Annotated in this window: 19 protein-coding genes and 1 pseudogene; 14 read left to right on the forward strand and 6 right to left on the reverse strand. The window is 41.5% G+C overall.

The annotated features are described in order from the left end of the window. A pseudogene (locus MiAbW_RS01160) lies at positions 1-99 on the forward strand (IS630 family transposase); the annotation flags it as partial. Between the two features lie 133 nt (positions 100-232). Here the strand turns inward: MiAbW_RS01160 and MiAbW_RS01170 are convergent. The 5 genes from MiAbW_RS01170 to MiAbW_RS01185 form a co-directional block, all read right to left on the reverse strand. Continuing rightward, positions 233-1,873, reverse strand: a complete 1,641-nt coding sequence (locus tag MiAbW_RS01170; protein WP_151694578.1) for an MBL fold metallo-hydrolase — start codon at positions 1,871-1,873, stop codon at positions 233-235. A 24-nt stretch (positions 1,874-1,897) separates the two neighbouring features. Then, complete coding sequence (locus MiAbW_RS20380; protein WP_002737208.1) at positions 1,898-2,020, reverse strand: hypothetical protein; 123 nt, start codon at positions 2,018-2,020, stop codon at positions 1,898-1,900. 417 nt (positions 2,021-2,437) lie between these two features. Next, positions 2,438-2,968 (reverse strand): HNH endonuclease, encoded by a 531-nt coding sequence (locus tag MiAbW_RS01175; protein ID WP_151694579.1) that lies wholly within the window; start codon positions 2,966-2,968, stop codon positions 2,438-2,440. A gap of 15 nt (positions 2,969-2,983) precedes the next feature. After that, positions 2,984-3,346, reverse strand: coding sequence for a hypothetical protein (locus tag MiAbW_RS01180; protein WP_151694580.1), 363 nt, complete (start codon positions 3,344-3,346; stop codon positions 2,984-2,986). After that, positions 3,343-4,038 carry a hypothetical protein gene (locus MiAbW_RS01185; RefSeq protein ID WP_151694581.1) on the reverse strand — a complete coding sequence of 232 codons (696 nt, stop codon included), beginning with the start codon at positions 4,036-4,038 and terminating at the stop codon, positions 3,343-3,345. Before MiAbW_RS01185 ends, MiAbW_RS01180 begins: the two co-directional genes overlap by 4 nt. Before the next feature lie 287 nt (positions 4,039-4,325). Here MiAbW_RS01185 and cysK point away from each other — a divergent pair, with 287 nt between their 5' ends. Further along, positions 4,326-5,285 (forward strand): cysteine synthase A, encoded by a 960-nt coding sequence (gene cysK / locus MiAbW_RS01190; protein ID WP_151694582.1) that lies wholly within the window; start codon positions 4,326-4,328, stop codon positions 5,283-5,285. A gap of 69 nt (positions 5,286-5,354) precedes the next feature. Here the strand turns inward: cysK and MiAbW_RS01195 are convergent, their stop codons facing one another. Beyond that, positions 5,355-6,071, reverse strand: a complete 717-nt coding sequence (locus MiAbW_RS01195; protein WP_151694583.1) for a hypothetical protein — start codon at positions 6,069-6,071, stop codon at positions 5,355-5,357. A gap of 416 nt (positions 6,072-6,487) precedes the next feature. Here MiAbW_RS01195 and MiAbW_RS01200 point away from each other — a divergent pair, with 416 nt between their 5' ends. From MiAbW_RS01200 to MiAbW_RS01260, 12 genes are all read left to right on the forward strand, one after another. Then, entirely contained in the window at positions 6,488-7,171 is a 684-nt protein-coding gene (locus MiAbW_RS01200) for a hypothetical protein (RefSeq protein ID WP_151694584.1), read from the forward strand. A 41-nt stretch (positions 7,172-7,212) separates the two neighbouring features. Further along, positions 7,213-8,244 (forward strand): hypothetical protein, encoded by a 1,032-nt coding sequence (locus MiAbW_RS01205; RefSeq protein WP_110578789.1) that lies wholly within the window; start codon positions 7,213-7,215, stop codon positions 8,242-8,244. A gap of 65 nt (positions 8,245-8,309) precedes the next feature. Beyond that, entirely contained in the window at positions 8,310-10,589 is a 2,280-nt protein-coding gene (locus MiAbW_RS01210) for an SH3 domain-containing protein (RefSeq protein WP_110578788.1), read from the forward strand. Positions 10,590-10,846: 257 nt separating this feature from the next. Further along, a complete protein-coding gene (locus tag MiAbW_RS01215) occupies positions 10,847-12,154 on the forward strand; it encodes a leishmanolysin-related zinc metalloendopeptidase (RefSeq protein WP_110578787.1) in 1,308 nt (435 codons plus the stop codon). Between the two features lie 64 nt (positions 12,155-12,218). Further along, positions 12,219-13,301 (forward strand): DUF3616 domain-containing protein, encoded by a 1,083-nt coding sequence (locus MiAbW_RS01220; RefSeq protein ID WP_238707164.1) that lies wholly within the window; start codon positions 12,219-12,221, stop codon positions 13,299-13,301. 73 nt (positions 13,302-13,374) lie between these two features. Further along, on the forward strand, positions 13,375-15,048 hold the full coding sequence (locus MiAbW_RS01225) for a DUF4127 family protein (RefSeq protein WP_238707165.1): 1,674 nt from the start codon (positions 13,375-13,377) through the stop codon (positions 15,046-15,048). Between the two features lie 36 nt (positions 15,049-15,084). Next, the gene (locus tag MiAbW_RS01230; RefSeq protein ID WP_151694586.1) at positions 15,085-16,101 is read left to right on the forward strand and encodes a hypothetical protein; all 1,017 of its coding nucleotides are present in this window, start codon (positions 15,085-15,087) and stop codon (positions 16,099-16,101) included. 43 nt (positions 16,102-16,144) lie between these two features. Further along, positions 16,145-16,729 carry a DUF2272 domain-containing protein gene (locus MiAbW_RS01235; RefSeq protein ID WP_238707166.1) on the forward strand — a complete coding sequence of 195 codons (585 nt, stop codon included), beginning with the start codon at positions 16,145-16,147 and terminating at the stop codon, positions 16,727-16,729. Between the two features lie 62 nt (positions 16,730-16,791). Next, positions 16,792-17,025 carry a DUF2272 domain-containing protein gene (locus tag MiAbW_RS19850; RefSeq protein WP_238707173.1) on the forward strand — a complete coding sequence of 78 codons (234 nt, stop codon included), beginning with the start codon at positions 16,792-16,794 and terminating at the stop codon, positions 17,023-17,025. A gap of 730 nt (positions 17,026-17,755) precedes the next feature. After that, positions 17,756-18,793, forward strand: a complete 1,038-nt coding sequence (gene glpX, locus MiAbW_RS01250) for a class II fructose-bisphosphatase (protein ID WP_108937198.1) — start codon at positions 17,756-17,758, stop codon at positions 18,791-18,793. A 184-nt stretch (positions 18,794-18,977) separates the two neighbouring features. Beyond that, on the forward strand, positions 18,978-20,264 hold the full coding sequence (locus MiAbW_RS01255; RefSeq protein WP_151694587.1) for a glutamyl-tRNA reductase: 1,287 nt from the start codon (positions 18,978-18,980) through the stop codon (positions 20,262-20,264). A gap of 293 nt (positions 20,265-20,557) precedes the next feature. After that, a complete protein-coding gene (locus MiAbW_RS01260; protein ID WP_238707167.1) occupies positions 20,558-21,397 on the forward strand; it encodes a DUF262 domain-containing protein in 840 nt (279 codons plus the stop codon). Positions 21,398-21,520 lie beyond the last annotated feature (123 nt).

Raw genomic sequence — 21,520 nt, forward strand, 5'->3', positions numbered from 1 at the left:
GATATCGAACATGATTTTAGTGCATTAAAGAGGGCAAGAATGTATGCTCCTGTGGGGACACCCCTTGATGAAATTATTCGTACTTATTGTGTCGCCTAGTGTCTCGTTCTTATTTGAAATAACTATATTTCTGAACCTCCCCCCTAGGAATATACTAGCTATGGCTAAAAGTCTTACAGAGCCTGAGTTAAAATTTAATTTTTTAGTATTTCTGTAGGGAGGCAGACCCTAACTATATATTGGCTTCAAAAACGGGACAATAGCCTTCGGCAACCACTTTAAAACCATAGAGGGGAGAAGCGGGATTCAAACAGCGCTGACTTTTGTAGTGGACACAGACACGACAGCAATCCATCTCCTCTAAAGCTTTGGTGATGCGATTAGGACTCTCGCTTAATAATTCCCGTTGGGAGACTCCCCGCAATAATAATTCTTCCCCTTGCCAGCGCGCTTCCACCAGTCCCGTATCGGCGAAATTACTCCACCGGGGATCCCGGGTGATCGACTCTGGTAAAGTGATAGTGATGATCGAATCCGATTCATTTAATTCTCCCTCATAGTGACTAGGGGCCGGGGGTGTCGGTTGCAGAAAGCGATCGCCAATAGGCAATTCCACCAGGGTTCCCACGGCCGGAGAATGGAGTTGATAACGGCTTTGTAATTCTTCTAAACTGGTCAAATCCGCTAGATATAGGGGCGAGCCATGGACGAACATGATATGCTGCGGTCGCAGGTTATGGATCAGTTGGGTGGTGTTGCGACTATCGCTATGTTCGGCCAGTAGATAGGTTTCTTGGCTAATTAATTGCGAACGCTGTGCCGCTTTTAATCGGGGATTCTCCAGGGTGATATCGTGCAGGTGTTGGGGAACTAACATTAACCAAGGTTTATCCCCTTGTAGATATGTACTCACCTCCTCTAGGCGATCGATTAGTAAAATTATCGGAGTGGTTCCCCCTAGAGGTGTCGGTTTTTCTGGCAACCTTCGCAACCGGGGACAGATGCGCTCATCCCAAAATAAGGGCTGATGTTTGGCAAAATTCTGGACAGATGCGGGAAATTGTGGTAAAATTTCCAGGTAGGCATCGCAAGCTTTAGCGATCTTGCCTCCAACCCAGATATCAATGTCACGGCCCGTGAATTGGTGGTGCGATCGCAGTAATTTTAAAATTTCTTGACCCAATCCCAAAGCGGGGACGGGTAGTAGGACATTTTGTCCCTCAGCGATCGCATGATAGATGCGATTCATCAACTGTTTTTCCTGCTGTCGTCGGTGGGGATGGCGTTCTGTGCCGTAACTGCCCTCAATAATCAGCACATCGGGGGATACTCCCCGCAGCAGATCGATCGATAATCCTTCCACCAGTTGAAAATTAGACAGGGAAAAATCGCCAGTATAGAGGACTTTATAGGTGCGTTTGGGGGTTTTGTAGGTGAATAGGACCACGGCAGCCCCAGGCAGGTGGCCAGCCGGAAAAATCTCGACGGTGAGATCATCAAAGAGAGCGATCGGCGATCGCCATGGCCAACCCTGACAGAAACTGCCGATTTCCTCGGCAGAATCGGGCCATTGTAGGGGCAGCAGTTGCACTGTCACCTCACTGGCATAAACTGGCAATTGGGGATAGGTCTGATGGAGAGCCATTAACCCACGGATGTGATCGCTGTGGGCATGACTACAGAACACCAGATCTACGGGGGGTTTTTTGTTTTGGGTGAGGGGTTGCATATCGGCCAAACCGCAATCTAAAAGAATGCGATAGGGACCGATTTTCAGTAGGAGACAAACTCCTTCTGATGCGTGACCAACACCAAAAGGTAAACAGGATAAAAGGGATTTCGACCCCCAGACAGCAGTAGAGCGTTGAACCATGGCAACCCTGATTATGATGACTGGTTAGTGAGCCGAACCATTGCCATCGTAGTTATCGCTATCGTAAAAACCGTTGCGGGTGCCGAAAAAGAGACAAGATACGGTGAATACAGCCGTTAATGCCAACAAGATTAATTTGATGTCCATATAATTAGTGCAACTCCTCAGAGGGTATCTCCCCTCATACTAACCCAACTTTTTCGGTTCTTAGCAGCTAGGTTTCGGGTTTGACCATCGGCGCTCACCCTCTTTTAATAATTAAACTTGCCAGTAATTTGTGATGGTTTTAGCAAAAACTATTGGTAATTGTCCTAAAAATTAGCATCTTTTGTCATAATAGTCAAGAAAATTTTACAAAAATTTAGCCTGACTTTAAATGCTCCTTTTCTCAAGTGCGACGTAATGATAGGTGTAAATTTTCTCTTTTAGACGTGGGGCAAAAGCAAACAAGTTATTGATTTTGACTCAGATTAGCTCAATTCAATTATAGGGGAATTTTACTATGGGGTTTCGATTAAATTTGCTATTTGCTCCCATTATAAACTTAATTAAGGTTGATTAAAATTAAAGTTTGTTAAACTCGGCTAAGTCATTAGTCTTTCCAAGAAGAGGATAACGAAGTGCTGTTTCATCGACTAGGCTAGATAAATACTCATAAGTCTGACGAAGTTCATAGGCATTATCATCACTTTTTGCTTGGTTACACTGCCAGCATACCAGTTGTAAATTGTCGAAATCAAACAATTTTTCGGGACAGCGAACCTTATTAATTATATGATCGATAGTGACATAATTGGGATGAAAAAATATATAATTGATTTGATTAATAACTTTTTTCCCTTGATAATTATTATATTCGTAACCCCTTTTGATAGCTTCTGACTGAGAAGAAGTTTTAAATTCTTCGCCATGTTTCATCTTTTTACCACAAAAAGGACAGGGGTTTTCTTTGGCCATTGTTCGATATTGATTCGGGCTAATTAATCCTTTTTCGGGATGTTCGATAACTGCTAGATGTTGATTAGAATTCCAGATTTCTGCAATTTCATCGGAGCTATATAATTGAGATAACTTTGATTTTGATATTTTATTCATGGCAGTACATATCAATCATAATAAAGGATATTTAGACAAAGCTTTAGCCGCTATTTCATGCAAATTGTTAGAGATTTTTTCTAAACCTTGTTTTCCTTCTTCAGACATTTTTTTAGCTTTTTCAGACTCAATAATTGCTAAATCAATGGCTTTGTCGAGATTTCCCTTATTTAATTCATGCTGGAATAAACTGACAACTTTATAAGTATTATTTTTAAAATCCTGAAGAAGCTCCCAAGAGCTTTTAACCTTTCCCCATCCGCTATTATAATAGCCCTTTTTTCTCGCTTGTCTTTGTTGCTCTAGGGAAAGGCCATGAAATACTTCACTATTTCTTTTTTGCCATTGGCGATAGCTCATTTCTTCTAGTAAATTCATTGCTTGAGTTCCTGGTCATCTGCAAAGTAACGACTGATTTCTTGCCACTTTTTATCGCCATAGTTATTAATAATATACTTTTTAATATCCCCCAGTTGTCTTCGTAGTTTATCATTAGTTTTTTCCAGAGATTCAACTGTAGAGATGGCTCGCTCTTTTATTTGTGTAATCCCATCCTGTTGTTCCTGAATAGTATTTTTTAGATCGCTCACCGCTAGATTATAACTGTCTTTATGAACTAATTCCTTTTCTAGTAAAGCCTGTTGACGTTCCCAGCCAGTTTTAGATAAACTAGCCTTTAACCATTGACCTAAACGATAAACCTCAGATTGATCAAAGTCTAATAAATCTTGACGTAACCGCTCTAACTTTTGTAGCAACTCATTAACTTTTTCTTGCCAATAACTGACTTCTTGTTTAAGCTCAACATTCTCGTTGGATAAATTCTGATTACTTTTTCCTAACTGTTCAATTTTGCCCTCGTGTCTGGATATTTGCAAGGACTGATTTGAATTAACTTTGGCTCGATCATTTCGTTCTTGTATGATAATCTGGAACAATTCCGCCGCTACAGGATCATCAAGATGTTCTACAATCCATTCTAGATGACGTGCTTTTAACCTATCGCTCAAATAGCCCTTAATTTCTATGTGTTGTTCTTTCAATAGGGCTAGATTAGATTTAATGGTCATGACCGTAATTCTGACTTTAGTAAACTATCCATAGTTATTTTAGTACAAGTATAAGCTTTTGGAAAAAAGCAATCTTATCGGTCATGGTAGTTTTGCCTGTCTCTGGGAATCAACTCGGACTGACTAAAGAAACAAAGGAAAATGGAAATTTTGCCGATCTAGGGCTGGCCTTTGCTATAAGTGAGCTATATAGCGCCTCCTTGGCTAGTGAGGAAATTCTCAAACGCTAAAGCTGAGAGCTTACCGCTATAACTAAGCACACGAATCACCCAGACTGAGAAAATATCATGCGTATCGCTCACGATGTCACCGAATTGGTTGGCCGTACTCCTTTAGTACAATTGAATCGGATTCCCCAGGCGGAGGGCTGTCTTGGCCGAATTGTGATGAAATTAGAAGGGATGAATCCCGCTGCTTCCGTCAAAGACCGCATTGGCACTCACATGATTAATAGCGCCGAAAAAGCGGGTTTAATCAATCCAGAAACCACGGTTTTAGTGGAACCCACCTCTGGCAATACGGGAATTGCTCTAGCGATGACTGCGGCAGCTAAGGGTTATCGCTTGATTTTAACTATGCCGGAAACGATGAGTTTAGAGCGCCGGGCGATGTTAAACGCCTACGGTGCTACCCTAGAACTTACCCCCGGTTCCCAAGGTATGAAAGGGGCAATTTTACGCGCTCAGGAAATCGTTGATAGTATCCCCGGCGCTTATATGTTGCAACAATTTCGCAACCCTTCTAACCCAGAAATTCACCGTCTCACCACCGCTGAGGAAATTTGGCAAGATACGGAGGGACAGGTAGATTTTATTGTTGCGGGTGTGGGTACTGGCGGCACGATTACGGGAGTCGCTGAAGTGATTAAATCGCGTAAACCTAGTTTTCAAGTAGTCGCGGTGGAACCTTTCAATAGTCCGGTGATTTCTGGTGGTAATCCCGGTCCCCATAAAATTCAAGGTATCGGTGCGGGTTTTATTCCGGAAGTTTTACGCACAGATCTGATTGATGAGGTAATTACTGTCAGTGATGAGGAAGCTTTTCAATTTGGTCGTCGTTTGGCAAAAGAAGAGGGTTTACTTTCGGGGATTTCTTCCGGTGCCAATCTTTGCGCTGCGATTCAACTGGCCCAACGACCGGAAAATGATGGTAAATTAATTGTGGTGATTCAGCCTAGTTTTGGAGAACGTTATCTGAGTACGCTGATGTTCCAAAATATCGAGGAGCGCGAGTTAACTTTGGTGTAAAAAAATATCCTCCTCAGCCTCTAGCAGTCAGCTTTAGTTGAGGGCTGATTGCTAATAGCAGAGAGCTTTTTAATCATATTTCAAGAGGGATTTTTTCACCTGTAGGGGTATTTGTAAAGGTTGCGGTTTGATTGCTTCTTTGCCAGAAAAATTATCCAATAAAGCTGATCGCACTTGCGTATCGGTTTCTCGCGAGAGAAGATAACGGAAGTATTCTTGGCATTGTTCTCGACGACTGGGGGAAAGTTCCATTTCACTTAAACGTCGGACTGCCATTAAGCGCATTAAGGGATCATTGACTGTTAATTTTTCTAACCAGCGATCAAAGTTTTTTGACTCATTTTGACCGCGATGGTCGAGAAAATGCCATCCTAGCAGGATTAAAGTCAAAACCGTGCCAAATCCTTGCAAAATTGAGGCCAGGGCCAACCAGCGATTTTCGGCATAGGTCCAAATTGCCACAGCGAGATAGGTGGCTAAACTGCCTAAACCGCCACAGACTACCGCTAAAGTTAACTTACCGCTGTCGGCGCTGAAAAAAGCACGCCACCACAGCCACAGCGATCGCCAGTTTTGCACCTGGAGATGGTAAACTCCAATCATCGCCCCCACCCCGGTTGAAGTGGCCAAAACTAACTGCCAATTCCACGCCCAGAGGATCAAAAAACTAGCACAAGCTGCCGCCCATGTCAAGAATTGACGGGTTTTTTTTGCCGCGAGAGTTTTCATGACTCGACGCTGCAGAGCGGGAGAAAAATAGCGAGGAAGGCGGAATACTGAAGACACGGGAAGTTTTTCACTGAGGGTTTGATGATCACTATAGCCTGTTCTCAGGCAGACAGATCATTTTTCTTGGTAAAAATCTTCGTGGGAAAAGAGGGAAGTGTTAGGGTGGGCTAAAATTGCGATCGAGAATCGGCTAAAGTTCAGATTGGCGAGCTTAGGTGTTAAGATTGTTTGCAATCAAACTCAACTTTTTTTATTAATAAATAGCTCAACAATATTCTGTAAACTTATATATAGAAACCTCAAGAAATATATTAATTTGCAGTTTTTAGGGTAACAAGTTCCGATAGACGATCTAAAGTATTAAGTATAAATACCGCATCTGATTTTACCTAGTCACGCCAGCTATCTAACTCATCTATTTCACTTCCGAACAGAGTTGAAACGTCCTTTGTTACGTTCTGAGAGGCAAAAAAATGACTACTCAACTACAACAAAAAGCCGAACTTGAAATCGTCACCTTGAACCCTGTTTACGGAGTTAACTATAACAAGGGTTACATCGGTTTTACCTATGACGGAACACATCCAGTCGGTCGAGGAATTGCTTATTTTACTAAGTGGGATAAAATGAGCAATATTTATGCTACTCACGCTCTCATCGTTACGGGTGAAAATACCTGTATTGAAGCGAATGCTGGCACGAATATGGTAGAAGAAAATCCTCTAGAACCCTATTTTCAACCTTCTAATTGCCAAATTTTCTTCCGCAAACCCAAAGATTTAACTGATGAGATTGCAGAACGTATTGTTAAGATTCTCAAACCAGAAGTAGGTAAAAAATATGACTATAAACTAATCCTAGCTCATGCCTTTTCTGGAAGTTTACCCGGTCAGATACTCAATCTTTTATCACGGCAAAAAGTCAAAAAATTACTGTCTGAAGCTCTCAATTGTCCTGATAAATGGATTTGTAGTGAGTTAGCGGCTTACGCTTTGGATGAGCAACCTGAATACCGAGATATCGGAGTTCTGATCAATCCTAATTCTACCATTAATCCTCAAAAATTATTTGAAGATGATATGATTTTTCAGGCTTGGGAAAATCAGGTTGCAGCAAAGTTTAAAGATTTAATCACCGGGACAACAGTAATTGCTTAGATGTATTAACTGCATTATTGATGCCATCAGGAGAATATCAAATGACCACGACAACTATTGCTAGAGTTCCTCTTCACGAACCGGGAAAATTACTTGATCCCTATATCAAGGATAATGATGCTTTAATTGCTCCTGCGGAGGATTTTACTATTTCGATCAATACAGTTTCACTGCAACTATACACTAAATACAAAGGTGATTATTTAGCAGGACAGTGGGATAATAACTATTTCGCCCTTGTCAGTCAGATAGGATTAGGAGATCAAGAAACCCCTATTTTAAAGGTTCACTATCTTAATCACATCTCTGGAATGACTTTAGATGTAACAGATATTTGGGCTGAAAATGTTGCTGTCATTGAAGACTTTCAAAAAGATGAAAAATCTCAGCGATTGTATTTATCATTTAGTAGTTTTTGTCAAGGATTAGGACGTTCTACTTTAGAACAAGTTACCAATTCATTGAAGCAAGTTGTGGGAACTGTAGGGGCGGCTTTTCCTAGTTTAATACCTTATACAACACTGGGAAGTACAGCCTTACAGGGCATTAATAATATTCTAGCCACTGTTCTTGAAGCTAGATTTCAACCCCAAGTGAAAACATCAACTTTTGGTCTTTATCCTGCTAACGTTGAGCAAAGACCTGTGATTGGAGAAGCTCCCTTACAAACAGGAGCTTATGCCTTTTTCTTTGAACCCGTTGAGATAGAAACCTTGAAAATGGGCTCAGACGGAATTGTGACTGCAACTAATAATAAACCCGTGAGTCCTTACATTGTAGTTAACATCAAAAAAGGGATTACTTTAGCCCCCAGTCAAATCGAGAAAAACTTAGCCACTGAAGTATTAGAAGCTTACCACAGAACTACTAACTATCCTCTAACCACTTCTAATACTGTGATTCCCTACTTCAATGCTTTAGAAGAATTGGGTAAAACTATTCGTTTAGCTAGTTCTACTAAGCGGTATTTTGAGTTAAAACAAAAAGGTGAACGAGTGACTGAAGCGGAAGCAAAACGTCTAGAGATTCTCTTGGCTTACTTAAAGGAAAATCTTAAGAATTTTGAGCAGTAATCAATTAATTTACATTCCCTAACTTTTAGTATTTGGAAACTGTTTAATAATAGGAGGAAACGATTATGATCTTCTCATGGACTGATTATGTGCGTGCCGTTGCTACCACCGAACAAATTCCCACTCGGTATCGCAAATTACGGGTTGTTCAATTAGCACAAGCAATCGTTGAATCTGCACGAGGTACGAGTAAACTTTTTCAAGAAGCGGGAAACCCCGGTGGACTCAAATGGCGAGATAAAATTGACGACAATTACACCGAAAAAATCACCCATCAAATTTGGTTAGTTACCCCTAGCGAACCCAATGGTTGTTATTGGTGTCATTGGAAAACCGCAGAACAGGCCGCAATGGGATATTGGCGGTTTATCGGTCGTCCGAATTCCCCCTATCAGGGATGGGAAGCCTATGATAATGATCCCGAAGGCTATTTACAATATATTTGGGAAAAGGGCTATGCCACCGACCCAAACTATGTCAGTAAGGTCAAAAATGTTTTCCCTGAAGCTCAAAACTTGCTAGATGAATATGGTGGAGAACAACCTCCTCCATCACGGATTTTCAAAGTTGCTATTATGCCAGGACATGGAGGGACAGATTCAGGGGCAGTCAACCATACGTTAAATTTACGGGAAAAAGACTACAACTGGAAAGAAGCAGTGGAAATTAAAGCCCGTTTAGAAGCGGAAGGCAATTATCAAGTGATTATCTGTCGTCAAGAAAATGAATTAGCTTCCCTTTCCACCTTGCAACAACGAGCTAATGACAGTGGTGCAAATGTTTGTTTGTGTCTGCATCATAATGCTTGTAACCGACAGGCAAAAGGTTGGTGGTTATTTTATGTGAATCGGAGTCCAGAATTTGAGAAATTTATCAAAATCATGGATAAACACTTCCGAGGACTGCCTTTACAAGCACGGGGTTATGAATATGCTGGAACGCCCTTTGCCCATGACTGGTATAGTCGTGTCTGGAATTGTACCCATGATTGTACTATGCCCACCATCTTGCTTGAAAGTTGCTTCATTGACAATGATGAAGATGCTCGTTGGTTGAGAGATGGCGGTTATCAGCAAATTGTTGAGAAAATTTGTGCGGGAGTTAAGGAATATTTAGGAAGTCAACCACCCATCGTTAATCCACCTCAGTCCGAAAAATTCGTCTTTGTCTGTGATGCCAATCCGCCTTTAAATGTGCGGAAAGGTGCAGGAAGTAATTATGATCCTGTGGGGCGTTTAGATAACGGGACACGATTAACGGTTGTAGGTGAAGAGGGCAATTGGCTGAAAATTAGTAAACCGATTGAAGGTTATGTTCATCGTGACTTGACAAAATCTTCCTATTGCGTGTTTGTCAATGACCCAAATCCGCCCTTAAAAGTCCGTTCAGGAGCAGGAACAAACTTTTCAGTGGTGACAGAACTGACTAATGGCACACCCTTAAACGTGATAGGGACGGATGACAATTGGCTCCGCATTGATAAACCTGTGGAAGGTTATGTCTTTACTTCTTTAACTTCCTCGCTGCATCGAGTCTTTGCTGCTGATGCCAATCCTCCCTTAAATGTGCGCTCTGGACCTGGAACTACCTATGAAAAAGTGGGTCAATTAGACAATAACACGGCTTTAACTGTCGTAGATGCTGGTTTGGATAGTCAAGGTGCGAGATGGCTTCGTATTAGTTCACCTTGTTCCGGTTGGGTTCTAGAAAGTTTAACCTCTGATCGCCTGATGGGTTCGGGAATCAACCCTCCTGCTTCTAATCTATCGGAAAGTGAGCAATACGATTATTGTGCCGAGATTATCACCCATAATGGCGGAACATTGCGTAAACGCAACTTAATCTCTTTCCGGAAGGAAACCAGTACAAAAGTCAATCAAGGGAAAGGTCTTTATGATGATGTAACTTTCATGATCTGGAAAGACAATTCAGGAAAGAAATGTGTCAAGCGGTACACCTCTAATACAGAACCTTCCTATCAATATACAGGTCGCTATGGAGTTGATGCAAATGGGGATGGACGGAAGGATTTAGGGCGTTTACCAGAGGGTTATTACGAATATAAAACAGGAACAAGTGCCACCTTGGGTAAAGTATTGTGTCCTACCGCATCAGCCATGGCGGAACGAGATACCAGTCACGATGGCCTATTTCAACCTAATGAACCTCGTGCTTCTGCTGGAACTTCAATGTTATTCCATAAAGGAGGCGTAGAGAATACGGGTAGTGCGGGCTGTCAAACCATGCCTCCTAATGAATACACCAGATTCTGGACTGATTTAAATAGCAACGGTGATCCCGGTGTTATTGGTTACACCATTGTCCGTTGGTGTTCAATTGCTTAATTCCTTGTCCAAAAATTCACGTCAAGTTAAGCAATCACAGATAAAATATTGTCGGCATTGACTTAACTTGATTACCAAGGATGGCAACACTATTGGCTGAAATGGCTAGATAAAAGTCAAGGCGATCGAGACATTCATTTTGTCTTTGACGAATACGCAGAAGTCAAAGAAACTTAAACTTTTTGTTAGGTAGGGCAAAGTGAATCTAATGCTCTCCTAGTTTTAATAATTATGATCACTTATTTGAGGACTTAATTATGATATCAATCCCTGGAGAACTCAATCCCAACCAAGGCATCCCTGGATGGCTAGAACTCGATGATTTAAGCCTTCATGGAGACATGGTAGCACGCATCCCTAAAGGAGCTTATATCAAAGGAATAATCGGTGGAGAAAAACCTTTTTTTCCCGTCTCTGAAATTCTTGGTACAGCTATCTCTAAACCTGAAGGAGTAAATAGCAATTGTGGATGGGTTGAATTAGAAACTCTGACCTTTCATCGTGACATAGAAGCTGTTGCACCCCTTGCTCCTTATGTGCGGGGAGAGATGGATAAAGACCACAATTTTTATCCCGATAAACCTTATACTATTGTGCGCTCAAATGATTTTATTGGCAATGGAGAAGAAAAGTTTATGACGACTCAAGCTATCGAAGCATTGGTAAATACTGTCATTAAAAAATACCCCATTGATAGTACACAGATAACCGATCCAAGACAAAAATTTACTTTATTAGCTGGATCGAAACTTGAGATTCAACAGTATGACAGGGTGGATCATAATCATTGGAAATTGCTTTTATCTTCCCCTGTCAATGGTTCAGTCATCTGGTTTGCTTATAGTCCTCATGTCAATATCATTCGCCCAAATATTAACCGAAGCACGGTGATTACTTACCAAATCTTAAACGATGACAATGGGAAGCTGAAAGCAACCGCTAAATTAGCCTGTAACTTTTGGAATCGTTTTGTCATTCCTCAGTCTAATATTGTGATCCGACTAGGAACATTTTATAGTCCTGGTTCTGTGATTGCTAGAGCCTATAAACCTTATCAACAAGGCAATACCGTCTATGGCAAGATTGAGTTTAATACTAAGTATCTTGGAACGTTTACTAATTATGGTATTGCTGGCACAATTATTCACGAAATTGGACATACATTAGGATTTGGTTGGGATCAATGGATGAATTTGTTTTATCAAAATACGGGTGCTTTTAAACCCGAAACAATCAAGAAGATTCCCGAACTACAATATATGTTTGTTGAAACCGATTATGGTCCAGGAACAGCATATTCCCACTGGGACGAAGAACGATTTGATCAGGAATTAATGACGGGATTCAAAGATACCTATGAATATGTCTTACCTGTGACGATTAAAGTGATGGCACTTCTCGGTCATGTTATTGCTGAGGAATTAATCCAAAAAACGAATTTAGAAACCTTGATTCGTGAGATTGAAGATGTTTTATTCACCATGACAGAAACAGTCCAAGAAATTAACTTTGAATACTATAAAGATACCGAAATATCGGAGGAAATTTACACCGCATTGACCTAAAATTGTCAACATAAATATGGGGGGAGTTATTACTATTTTCCTGAATTAAGCTTCCCCCGATCGAGTGTTTCATAATTTAAGGACTGTTTCTATGAAAATTACCCACCTTTTCAAGCTATTATCAGCACTTAGTTTGGCTCTTCTTCTCGGTTGGCTTTTCCCGATGGCTCATATTAAGGCTGACAATGTATCAACACTGGGAAAATATCCTGTCTGTGAACCATCTGCTGTCGTAAAAGTAACCTGTCCAGAATCAGAAGGAAATTGCCTTTTAGTAGCAGATAATGAACAAAAAGACGCTCTCTTTCTCTATTCTGTGAGTTCTAAGCAATTAGACTCAACTCGTCAAAGTCAGTTAGCCTTAGAGAAAAAAATAAGTGACATTGAAGCGATCGCAAAATTAGATGATAATAAAGTTCTTCTCTTCGGTTCTCACAGTCGTAACAATAAATGTGAGATCAAAGCAAATAGACAACGGTTTGTACAGGCTCAATTGTCGGGAAATCAATTAAAAATTATTGGTGAACTGATCCAAAGTCCTCAAATCGATTCTAAAGTTCTCTTTCAAGGTCTAGATGTGAATTCTAACAAGATTATCAGTGCCGTGAGTCGTACTATTGATGAGGCGGAAACCAAGGCTAATCAATCATTAGGAGATAAAGTGGCGTGTGAACAAGCCAATGCTTTTAATGCGGAAGGAGCAGTAGCCATTCCTGAGCCTTTATCCCTCGAAAAATTCAAGATTTGGATTGGCTTACGTTCTCCCGTTGTCACATTAGACGCTAAGAATTATGCTGTTTTACTATCAATGGCTAATCTGGATAACTATCAATTCGATGGTGCAACACTTCTAGATTTAGGGGGACGGGGAATCAGAGAAATTACCTTTGATAATAACCAGATTTGGGGAATTGCTGGCGGGCCGAAAGATGGTCAAGATAATTTCGTTTTTTGGAAACTATCGGCTGAGGATCTCAAACCCAATACGATTCTTAAACCTGAAATCCTTCGAGAATTACCCCAGTCATCAGAAGGATTAGCGATCGTTGATGGAACAGCCTATATTTTGATTGATGGCAATAGTGGGGATTCTGGAAATCAGTGTGCAATACCTGCCAAGTTTATGCAATTTACTGTCCCTAATTAGGGTTATGTCCTCAAATTTTGCTAGTTTTGAGACTTAGATAATCCTCTGATATTGAAAAAAAGGAGAATCAATGATGACTACCCAAAAACTGAAAGCTCTAGTCAATACTGTTATCAAACAATCTACCCTAGATAGCAGTCAGATTACTGATCTTACTCAAAAATTTTCCTTGACAGCAGGAGATAAAATTGAGATTAATAATTACAAATCTGCGAACAATAATCACTGGGAATTAGAATTAACAACTCCTGTTAATCAGATGACGAAATGGTTCGCTTATATGCCCCATGTCGAAATTAAAAGTAATGACCCTGTGGCCAAGATATTGCAAGATATTAAGCACTCTCAATTTAAGGTGTATCATCGACCAACAGAACAAGATGGAGATGGAGTGGGGATTCCCCCTAATGGACAAGACAACCGTTCAGAAAGAATTTGTCCTGTGTACGTTCTTAGTCCAAGAAGACAAACAGATTCTTTAGTCAGACAACTGATTACACTGCTTCGGGTCAAGGATACAGCGTTCATTATTGCAGAACGATTGCTACAATATCCCGAAGATTATCTCCCCACTATTTCTCAATTTGAAAAAGCGGTCATCGTCCAATCTTTTGTTGGTGTCGGTCCTCCTCAACCGGATCCAACTCCTTATCCGGATTGGGCAAAAGAAAGACACGACAAAGAGTTATGGAGACTCGAACAATCTATCCGTCTATTACAGTCGATAAATCGAAAAATCTCAGCTGTCGTTTGTGCGATGGGAGATTCTCAAAAACATTCATCCAAAGATGTGCGAGAAACAATGCAAACGAGATTAGACAAGCTTTTGGATAAGTATAATCTCTCGGCTCTCAAACAGCCAATTACTTGGGGAGCAGATGAATTAGTAGCAATGGGAATTGCTCAAACTCTTCCTAAAACTAAAGTGCGTGTTCGCATCTCTAATAAGGAGACTGAAATGTGGTACGACGGGAGACGACCACCGAGAGAACTTGTGACCGAAAAATTACAAGCAGTTGGGTTAGAAGAATCAGAAACTGGCTGGGATTTCGAGGTCGCTATCCTAACTCGTCGTCAAAATGGTAGTATTAATGATTATCAGAAAGACGACCAGAAACAAGCCCAATTAGATGAGCAATTTCTGGCTAAATACAAGAACTATTCTTCCGAGCAGCGCGCTAAATTAGTTATCATTGATGGCCGACTTTTTAATGGAGCTTGGAATGCCACTTCTGTGTTACCTTATGATGATTTATTAGCCTTCGGTAGTTGGGGAACATTTGGCAATTGTGTTGGCTCAACTTTGGCGGTGGCAAAAATTCTTTTCTACGCTAAAAATCCCGCCGCTCAAAGACAACTTTATTTAGAAGCCATTGCTCATGATGTTTTTGCTAATGGCTATAAAGAAGTTCAAAGACTCGAAGAACCTAAAAGCTTCTGTAATCAGCTAAAAAATCAAACAGGAATCACTTTCAATCATTACGACGGATATGATAATCCTGCTACGGTCAAAAAAGTCTTTGAGGTCTTAAATCGGCACGTTAATGCCAGAATGCAGGAACATTTTACAGGACTTCCCCTTGTTAATAACCGAGTCTTCCGAATTACCCCGCAATTTTGGCGCACTTTTGAGAGTGAAATCCACATCTGGCCAAGATTACCAGAGGAAATTCATAAAGTTGGTATCTATCGTACCGATCTGGAAGCGATCGCTTTTAATCCTTCATTGGGCGATCAATTCGTCTAACAGTAAATTTTTCAACAATCCCATAGGAGAAATGCCATGACTTCCTTACAAATTATCAATCCTACCAATCATGCTCGATTTGAATGTCTAAAACCTGTTACTTTTACAGGCAAAGTCCCCACTGAAATGGTCACTGTAGAACTCAAAGCAGACGAAAAATATCCCCTGGGCAGTGGTCAGGTTAAAGCGGATGGTTCTTGGTCGATTACTTATTCAGGATTTACCAATATCGGTGGGCGCAAAATTACCGCCATCGGTTTTGATCAAGGAAATCAAAAAAAGGCAGAAACCAGTATCTATATTAATGTTGTTTCCGCCACGGATGGACTTGATAAAATTATCCAGATTGCCGCTAATTCCCAAATAGCCCGTTATCACTGGCTCGATCGAGGAGTTGCCCCCAAAGGTTACATTAAAGGCATGGCAGTTATCTACACTAAGGTTTATTGCCAGCTGAAAGCAGGTAATCCCTTTGCCAAAGAAATGGCGAAAGCTAATACAGGAAACTCCGATAAAGATGCCTTAGCACACTACGCTCAGAAATTCCGTGATTTAGGGATGAATAATAGCGTGGCAGGGGTTGATACCCTCAGACATTTATTTGTCTTGCTGATAGGTTTAGGAATGCGGGAAAGTTCTGGAAAATACTGTGAAGGACGTGATCGTTCAGCCAGCAATACCAGTGCTGAAACGGCGGAAGCTGGATTATTTCAAACAAGCTATAATGCCCGCAGTGCTAGTCCATTATTACCACAGTTATTCGAGCAGTATTTAGCCAATTCATCAGGGTTTATCGAAATCTTTAAGGAAGGGGTTACTTGTCCTCCTCAAGACTGGGAAAACTATGGAGAAGGGAAAGGAAAAGAATTTCAACGCTTGTCGAAAGCTTGTCCGGCTTTTGCCGCCGAATTTGCTGCTATTGGCTTAAGAAATCTCCGAAAACATTGGGGGCCAATTAACCGCCTAGAAGCGGAAATTCGTCCTGAAGCTGATGCTATGTTACAGGAGGTTCAGAAGATTGTTGATCAATTGAATCTTTGTTCATTGTTTTAATTATCTTTTTTTCTATCTCTCAAATAAGGGAAAGGAGGGAGTTATGAAACTGTTCAATACTCTAATTGCTGGTGGATTATTAACTATTAGCTTTTTAGTCATTCCTGTGGCAACCAAAGCTCAGAACTTTCAAGAAAAAGTGGCTGAAAACGCTGTTAAAGAATGGCAAAATTTTCATAATCCACCCATTGTTGTCAGAGCTAAAGCAGATACTGAAATACGCAGAGATACAGGAACAGCTGAAAGACCTCTAGAATATGCTCAATGTAACATAGTTAATCGTTACTGGCGCAGTGTACAAACACCCCCTAGAGGTGACTTTTGTAGATTACCTAAAATAGCAGATAAAACCCGAGGCGGTTGGGATAATCATCCTTGGTCAGCCGCTTTTATTTCTTTTATTATGGAACAATCAGGGGCAGGTGATCAGTTTAAATATAGTGTCCGTCACGCTACTTACATCGTTGATGCTGTCAGAAATCGGGACAATCCTCATGCTTCTTTTCGAGGCTATCCCATTGATTGGAGGCTCTTCTGGTTTCTGTGTGGAAACGGGGTCTATACTGATAGTTTCTTTAGCAAAATAGTCCTAAAAGTCTTTCCCAGTAAACATTTCACGATTCTATAAGCAAAAATTATCACACAAAGTCGAGAAGAGCCGATTGGATTCGTCCATCTGTTGGCGATCTAATCTGTGCGCCGCGAGGAAAAAATGCGGGTTTAACCTATCCACAGATTATTGATAAAGGAGATTTTGAATCTCATTGTGATATTGTGGTTGCCAAAAATAACAATCAATTAGAAGTCATCGGTGGGAATGTAGGCTCTTCTCGACTTTGTGTGATAATTTTTGCTTATGAAATCGTGAAATGTTTACTGGAAAACACTTTTAGGACTATTTTTTTAAATAAACTATCAGTATAGACCTCGTTTCCACACAGAAACCAGAAGAGCCGAATGTAGGAGATATAGCAAAGATCGGGGTGGTTAGGACAATCAATCGCTGAAACCCTTGACCGATAAGAGTTTGAAAATTGAAAGCGTCCTAAATAACCCATTTTTTGCTATAGTGTGGCAAAAACGATTGTTTCTCTAGACGCTCAGGGACACATCAAAGTCACCAAACCTGATTTCAGACCTTGGTTTGTGGTTATCAAAAATAATCTCAGATAAGGTGCAACTCTTGAAGTGATGGCAAACTTGAAATCTTTCAGGAGAAAAGGCGATACAAATGGGAGAATCCTGCGCTTTTCCTACCCCACAGAATTTAAACGTATTGTCGCTGGATAAGACTATTATTTCCCAGCGATAGCTCAATGGATTGAGGGAAATATTCCTGCTGCCATTGTCTAGCAATAACAACAGGGGTAAGAACATCCCCTCATGCGATCGCCAGTGGCAGAGAAAATATTATCTTTAACGATCCCAACCAAAACGATAACAGGGGCTATATTAACGACAAAATCAGCGATAAAAGTCCCAATCGCCAAAATTAGGCGATAATAGTCCCCCAAACTCCCTAGCCATGCCAGTCTTATCGAGAGGATCTGCATAAAAATTTAAGAATGATCCCCGTCTGGTGATAGACTTTTGACTGTTAAGGAAACAAACTCACTAGATAAATCATAGATTCAGTTGTAGGGAGGATCATCGAGTGGAAAGTACGCTAGGGTTAGAAATTATCGAAGTGGTCGAACAGGCTGCCATTGCCTCCTCGAAGTGGATGGGTAAAGGTGAAAAAAATACCGCCGATCACGTCGCGGTGGAAGCGATGCGCGAACGGATGAATAAAATCCATATGCGCGGTCGCATAGTTATTGGAGAAGGGGAAAGAGACGAAGCTCCCATGCTCTATATTGGCGAAGAAGTGGGTATCTGTACCCAAGTTGATGCCAAACAATATTGTAATCCCGACGAATTAGTCGAAATCGATATCGCCGTCGATCCCTGCGAAGGCACTAACTTGGTCGCCTACGGTCAAAATGGTTCTATGGCCGTGTTAGCGATCTCCGAAAAAGGCGGATTATTCGCCGCTCCTGACTTTTATATGAAAAAATTAGCGGCTCCCCCAGCAGCTAAAGGTCATGTGGATATTAATAAATCGGCGACGGAAAACCTGAAAGTTCTTTCCGATTGTCTCAATCGTTCGATCGAAGAACTGGTAGTAGTAGTTATGGATCGTCCCCGTCACAAGGAATTAATCCAAGAAATCCGCAACGCTGGGGCCAGAGTTCGTCTGATCAGCGATGGTGACGTATCGGCCGCTATTTCCTGCGCTTTTTCGGGAACTAATATTCATGCTCTCATGGGTATCGGTGCTGCTCCAGAAGGGGTAATCTCGGCGGCGGCTATGCGTTGTCTGGGGGGTCACTTCCAGGGACAATTAATCTATGATCCGGAAGTGGTCAAAACCGGTTTAATCGGCGAAAGCCGCGAGGGTAATATCGCTCGTCTGCAAGAAATGGGCATCACTGATCCCGATCGCGTTTACGGTTGCGAAGAATTAGCCAGTGGCCAAACCGTTCTCTTTGCCGCCTGTGGTATCACCCCCGGCACCCTGATGGAAGGGGTACGCTTCTTCCATGGTGGTGCTCGTACCCAAAGCTTGGTTATCTCCACCCAATCGAAAACCGCTCGCTTTGTCGATACCGTTCACCTGTTCGACCAACCCAAATACATTCAACTGAGATAATTCTCTGACCGGGTGGGGTGGGCATGGCTCACCTCGCCCCCATTGGTAAAAATATATAAAGTTTTTTTTCAAACATCTTTTATTTGCATCCCGATTGGGACTAAATTGCAACAATTAGAGACATAACGCACTGATCTTTATCAATAATTTTTGTAGCCTGAGCAACATTTGTAGGAGAACATAAATGAATATTGCTGTAGTGGGCTTGAGTCACAAGACAGCCCCTGTGGAAATTCGCGAAAAATTGAGTATTCCGGAAGCGAAAATCGAGTCCGCTCTTACCCACCTCAAGGGTTATCCCCACATCCAAGAGGTGGCTATCATCAGCACCTGTAACCGTTTGGAGATCTACGCCGTGGTTACGGATACGGAAAAGGGTGTGGTGGAAATTACCCAGTTTCTCGCTGAAATCGGGCATATTCCCCTTAATGTCCTGCGTCGTTATCTGTTTACCCTACTGCATCAGGATGCTGTCCGTCATCTGCTGCGGGTGTCGGCCGGTTTAGAAAGTCTTGTCCTCGGTGAAGGGCAAATTCTCGCTCAAGTTAAAAATACCCATAAATTAGCTCAGAAGTACAATACTATTAGCCAGTTACTCGATCGCCTGTTTAAACAAGCGATGACTGCCGGTAAGCGCGTCCGCACGGAAACCAGCATCGGCACGGGAGCCGTATCGATCAGTTCGGCGGCGGTGGAGTTAGCCCATGCTAAGGTGACAGACCTCAGCAGCAAGAAAATCGCTATTATCGGGGCAGGGAAAATGTCCCGATTATTAGTTACTCACCTTCTGGCTAAGGGTTCTCAGCAAATTGCGATCATCAATCGCTCCCAAAGACGGGCCCAGGAGTTGGCCCGTGAATTTCCTAACCTACCGCTGCAACTATATGGCTTAGAAGAGATGATGGCCATCGTAGCGGCATCGGATATCGTCTTTACCAGTACCGGAGCCACGGAACCGATTTTAACTAAAAATTTATTGACAGAAGTGACGATTACTGCTAACTCGCTGATGTTAATCGATATTTCCGTTCCCCGCAACGTCCACACCGACGTGAAGGAATTGGCACAAGTGCAAGCTTTTAACGTCGATGATCTTAAAGCGGTGGTTGCCGCCAATCAGGAAAGTCGCCGTCAGATGGCTAGGGAAGCAGAGGCACTCCTAGAGCAGGAAGTGGAAGCTTTCGAGCTTTGGTGGCGTTCTTTGGACACTGTACCGACAATTAGCTGTTTAAGAAGCAAAATTGAAGATATTCGCGAACAGGAATTAGAAAAAGCCCTCTCCCGTCTGGGGACGGAATTCGCCGAAAAACACCAAGAAGTTATCGAAGCAATGACCCGCGGTATCGTCAATAAAATCCTTCACGAACCCATGGTACAACTACGCGCCCAACAGGATATCGAAGCGCGTAAGCGCTGTTTACAATCCCTGCAAATGCTCTTTAATCTCAGTGTCGGAGAAGAATATAGTTAGGGACCGACAATTGACAAAAATTAAGGGCGATTCTATTGGTCTGTCAAGGTTATTTTGAGGGATTGGGATCCGATAATTTTGCCTGATTCCCCTATCCACAATTTCAAGATTGACAGACCAATAGACGTTTGGCTGTAGAAATGCGGTAATTATGCCCAAATTGAGGGGGTGTTTAACTGATGGAAGTGGGATAGTAGGACAGAGGAGGGTGCGAGACAGCAGGGAGCGATATGATTAATAGTTAGACTGCCAAAAACTGAGTTCTCTCTTTCACAGAGTCGTCATCAATTTCATTGTTAGCTCGTTATACTTGGAAAAGCATACTAAGCCTGAGTAATATGGAAAACCTTGCAGAAAAAGTAGCCTTACTCGAAAAAGCAGTCTCAGATGAGAGAAAAAGGCTGTCGTCTGATAGGCTTGACATTTCTTTTGGGGAGTTGATCAACCTATACAAAAATAATCAATTAATAATTAGACCAGAGTATCAGAGATTATTCCGATGGTCAGAAGCACAAAAAACTCCACTTATAGAATCAATTCTACTCTCGATTCCAATTCCTCCAATATTTGTGGACGAGGATAAAAATGGTGTATGGGAATTAGTCGATGGATTGCAACGTGTTTCTACTTTCATAAGTTTTTTTGGTGAACTAAAAGGTAGTGGATGGACAATTGACTATCAAGAAGTTCTAGACAGATCAGGAGTCGAAGAAGAAGAAGAAATTGATGAGAAAAGCGGGGAAGAAACTGGAGGGATAAAAACTACAAATAAATGGACTTTGCAAGAAGGAGGATTGGTCACAAGCTTGCAAGGCTTTAATGTTGATAATCTTCCACCAAATCTAAAAATAAACTTGAAAAGGGCTGTTTGTAGAGTTGAAATTCTGAGAGGAGAAAGTATTACTTCCATGAAGTATGAGTTGTTCAAAAGACTCAACTCTGGAGGTTCAAAATTAACTCCACAGGAGATAAGAAATGCAATTTGTCGAGGGGTTAATCCTAGACTTAACGAGCTTTTACTAACTTTTAGTAAAAGCGAAGTTTTCAGATCTCTTACTCAATTAAGTAGTGTCAAACTTAATGAATTATATGATCAAGAATTAGTTTTTAGGTTTTTTGCTTTGACAAAGTAAAGTAACTCTATAGGGCGGCGCTGCTGAATCAAGGTATGAATGCCAACTGTGCAAGTTCCAGGGTAAAAGTTAGTTGGGGTCTAGGTTTGAAGAAATTCCACCAAAGAAGATTCAGACCTCAAA

The organism is Microcystis aeruginosa NIES-4325 (assembly GCF_008974145.1).
Taxonomy (GTDB): domain Bacteria; phylum Cyanobacteriota; class Cyanobacteriia; order Cyanobacteriales; family Microcystaceae; genus Microcystis; species Microcystis aeruginosa_G.

What these genes read in the sequence shown, in the direction of transcription:
- MiAbW_RS01175 (WP_151694579.1), bottom strand. Translation starts at nt 2,968, where the DNA reads ATGAATAAAATATCAAAATCAAAGTTATCTCAATTATATAGCTCCGAT.
- MiAbW_RS01180 (WP_151694580.1), bottom strand. Translation starts at nt 3,346, where the DNA reads ATGAATTTACTAGAAGAAATGAGCTATCGCCAATGGCAAAAAAGAAAT.
- cysK (WP_151694582.1), top strand. Translation starts at nt 4,326, where the DNA reads ATGCGTATCGCTCACGATGTCACCGAATTGGTTGGCCGTACTCCTTTA.
- MiAbW_RS01210 (WP_110578788.1), top strand. Translation starts at nt 8,310, where the DNA reads ATGATCTTCTCATGGACTGATTATGTGCGTGCCGTTGCTACCACCGAA.
- MiAbW_RS01255 (WP_151694587.1), top strand. Translation starts at nt 18,978, where the DNA reads ATGAATATTGCTGTAGTGGGCTTGAGTCACAAGACAGCCCCTGTGGAA.
- MiAbW_RS01225 (WP_238707165.1), top strand. Translation starts at nt 13,375, where the DNA reads ATGACTACCCAAAAACTGAAAGCTCTAGTCAATACTGTTATCAAACAA.
- MiAbW_RS20380 (WP_002737208.1), bottom strand. Translation starts at nt 2,020, where the DNA reads ATGGACATCAAATTAATCTTGTTGGCATTAACGGCTGTATTCACCGTA.
- MiAbW_RS01215 (WP_110578787.1), top strand. Translation starts at nt 10,847, where the DNA reads ATGATATCAATCCCTGGAGAACTCAATCCCAACCAAGGCATCCCTGGA.
- MiAbW_RS01185 (WP_151694581.1), bottom strand. Translation starts at nt 4,038, where the DNA reads ATGACCATTAAATCTAATCTAGCCCTATTGAAAGAACAACACATAGAA.
- MiAbW_RS01230 (WP_151694586.1), top strand. Translation starts at nt 15,085, where the DNA reads ATGACTTCCTTACAAATTATCAATCCTACCAATCATGCTCGATTTGAA.
- MiAbW_RS01235 (WP_238707166.1), top strand. Translation starts at nt 16,145, where the DNA reads ATGAAACTGTTCAATACTCTAATTGCTGGTGGATTATTAACTATTAGC.
- MiAbW_RS01170 (WP_151694578.1), bottom strand. Translation starts at nt 1,873, where the DNA reads ATGGTTCAACGCTCTACTGCTGTCTGGGGGTCGAAATCCCTTTTATCC.
- MiAbW_RS01200 (WP_151694584.1), top strand. Translation starts at nt 6,488, where the DNA reads ATGACTACTCAACTACAACAAAAAGCCGAACTTGAAATCGTCACCTTG.
- MiAbW_RS01205 (WP_110578789.1), top strand. Translation starts at nt 7,213, where the DNA reads ATGACCACGACAACTATTGCTAGAGTTCCTCTTCACGAACCGGGAAAA.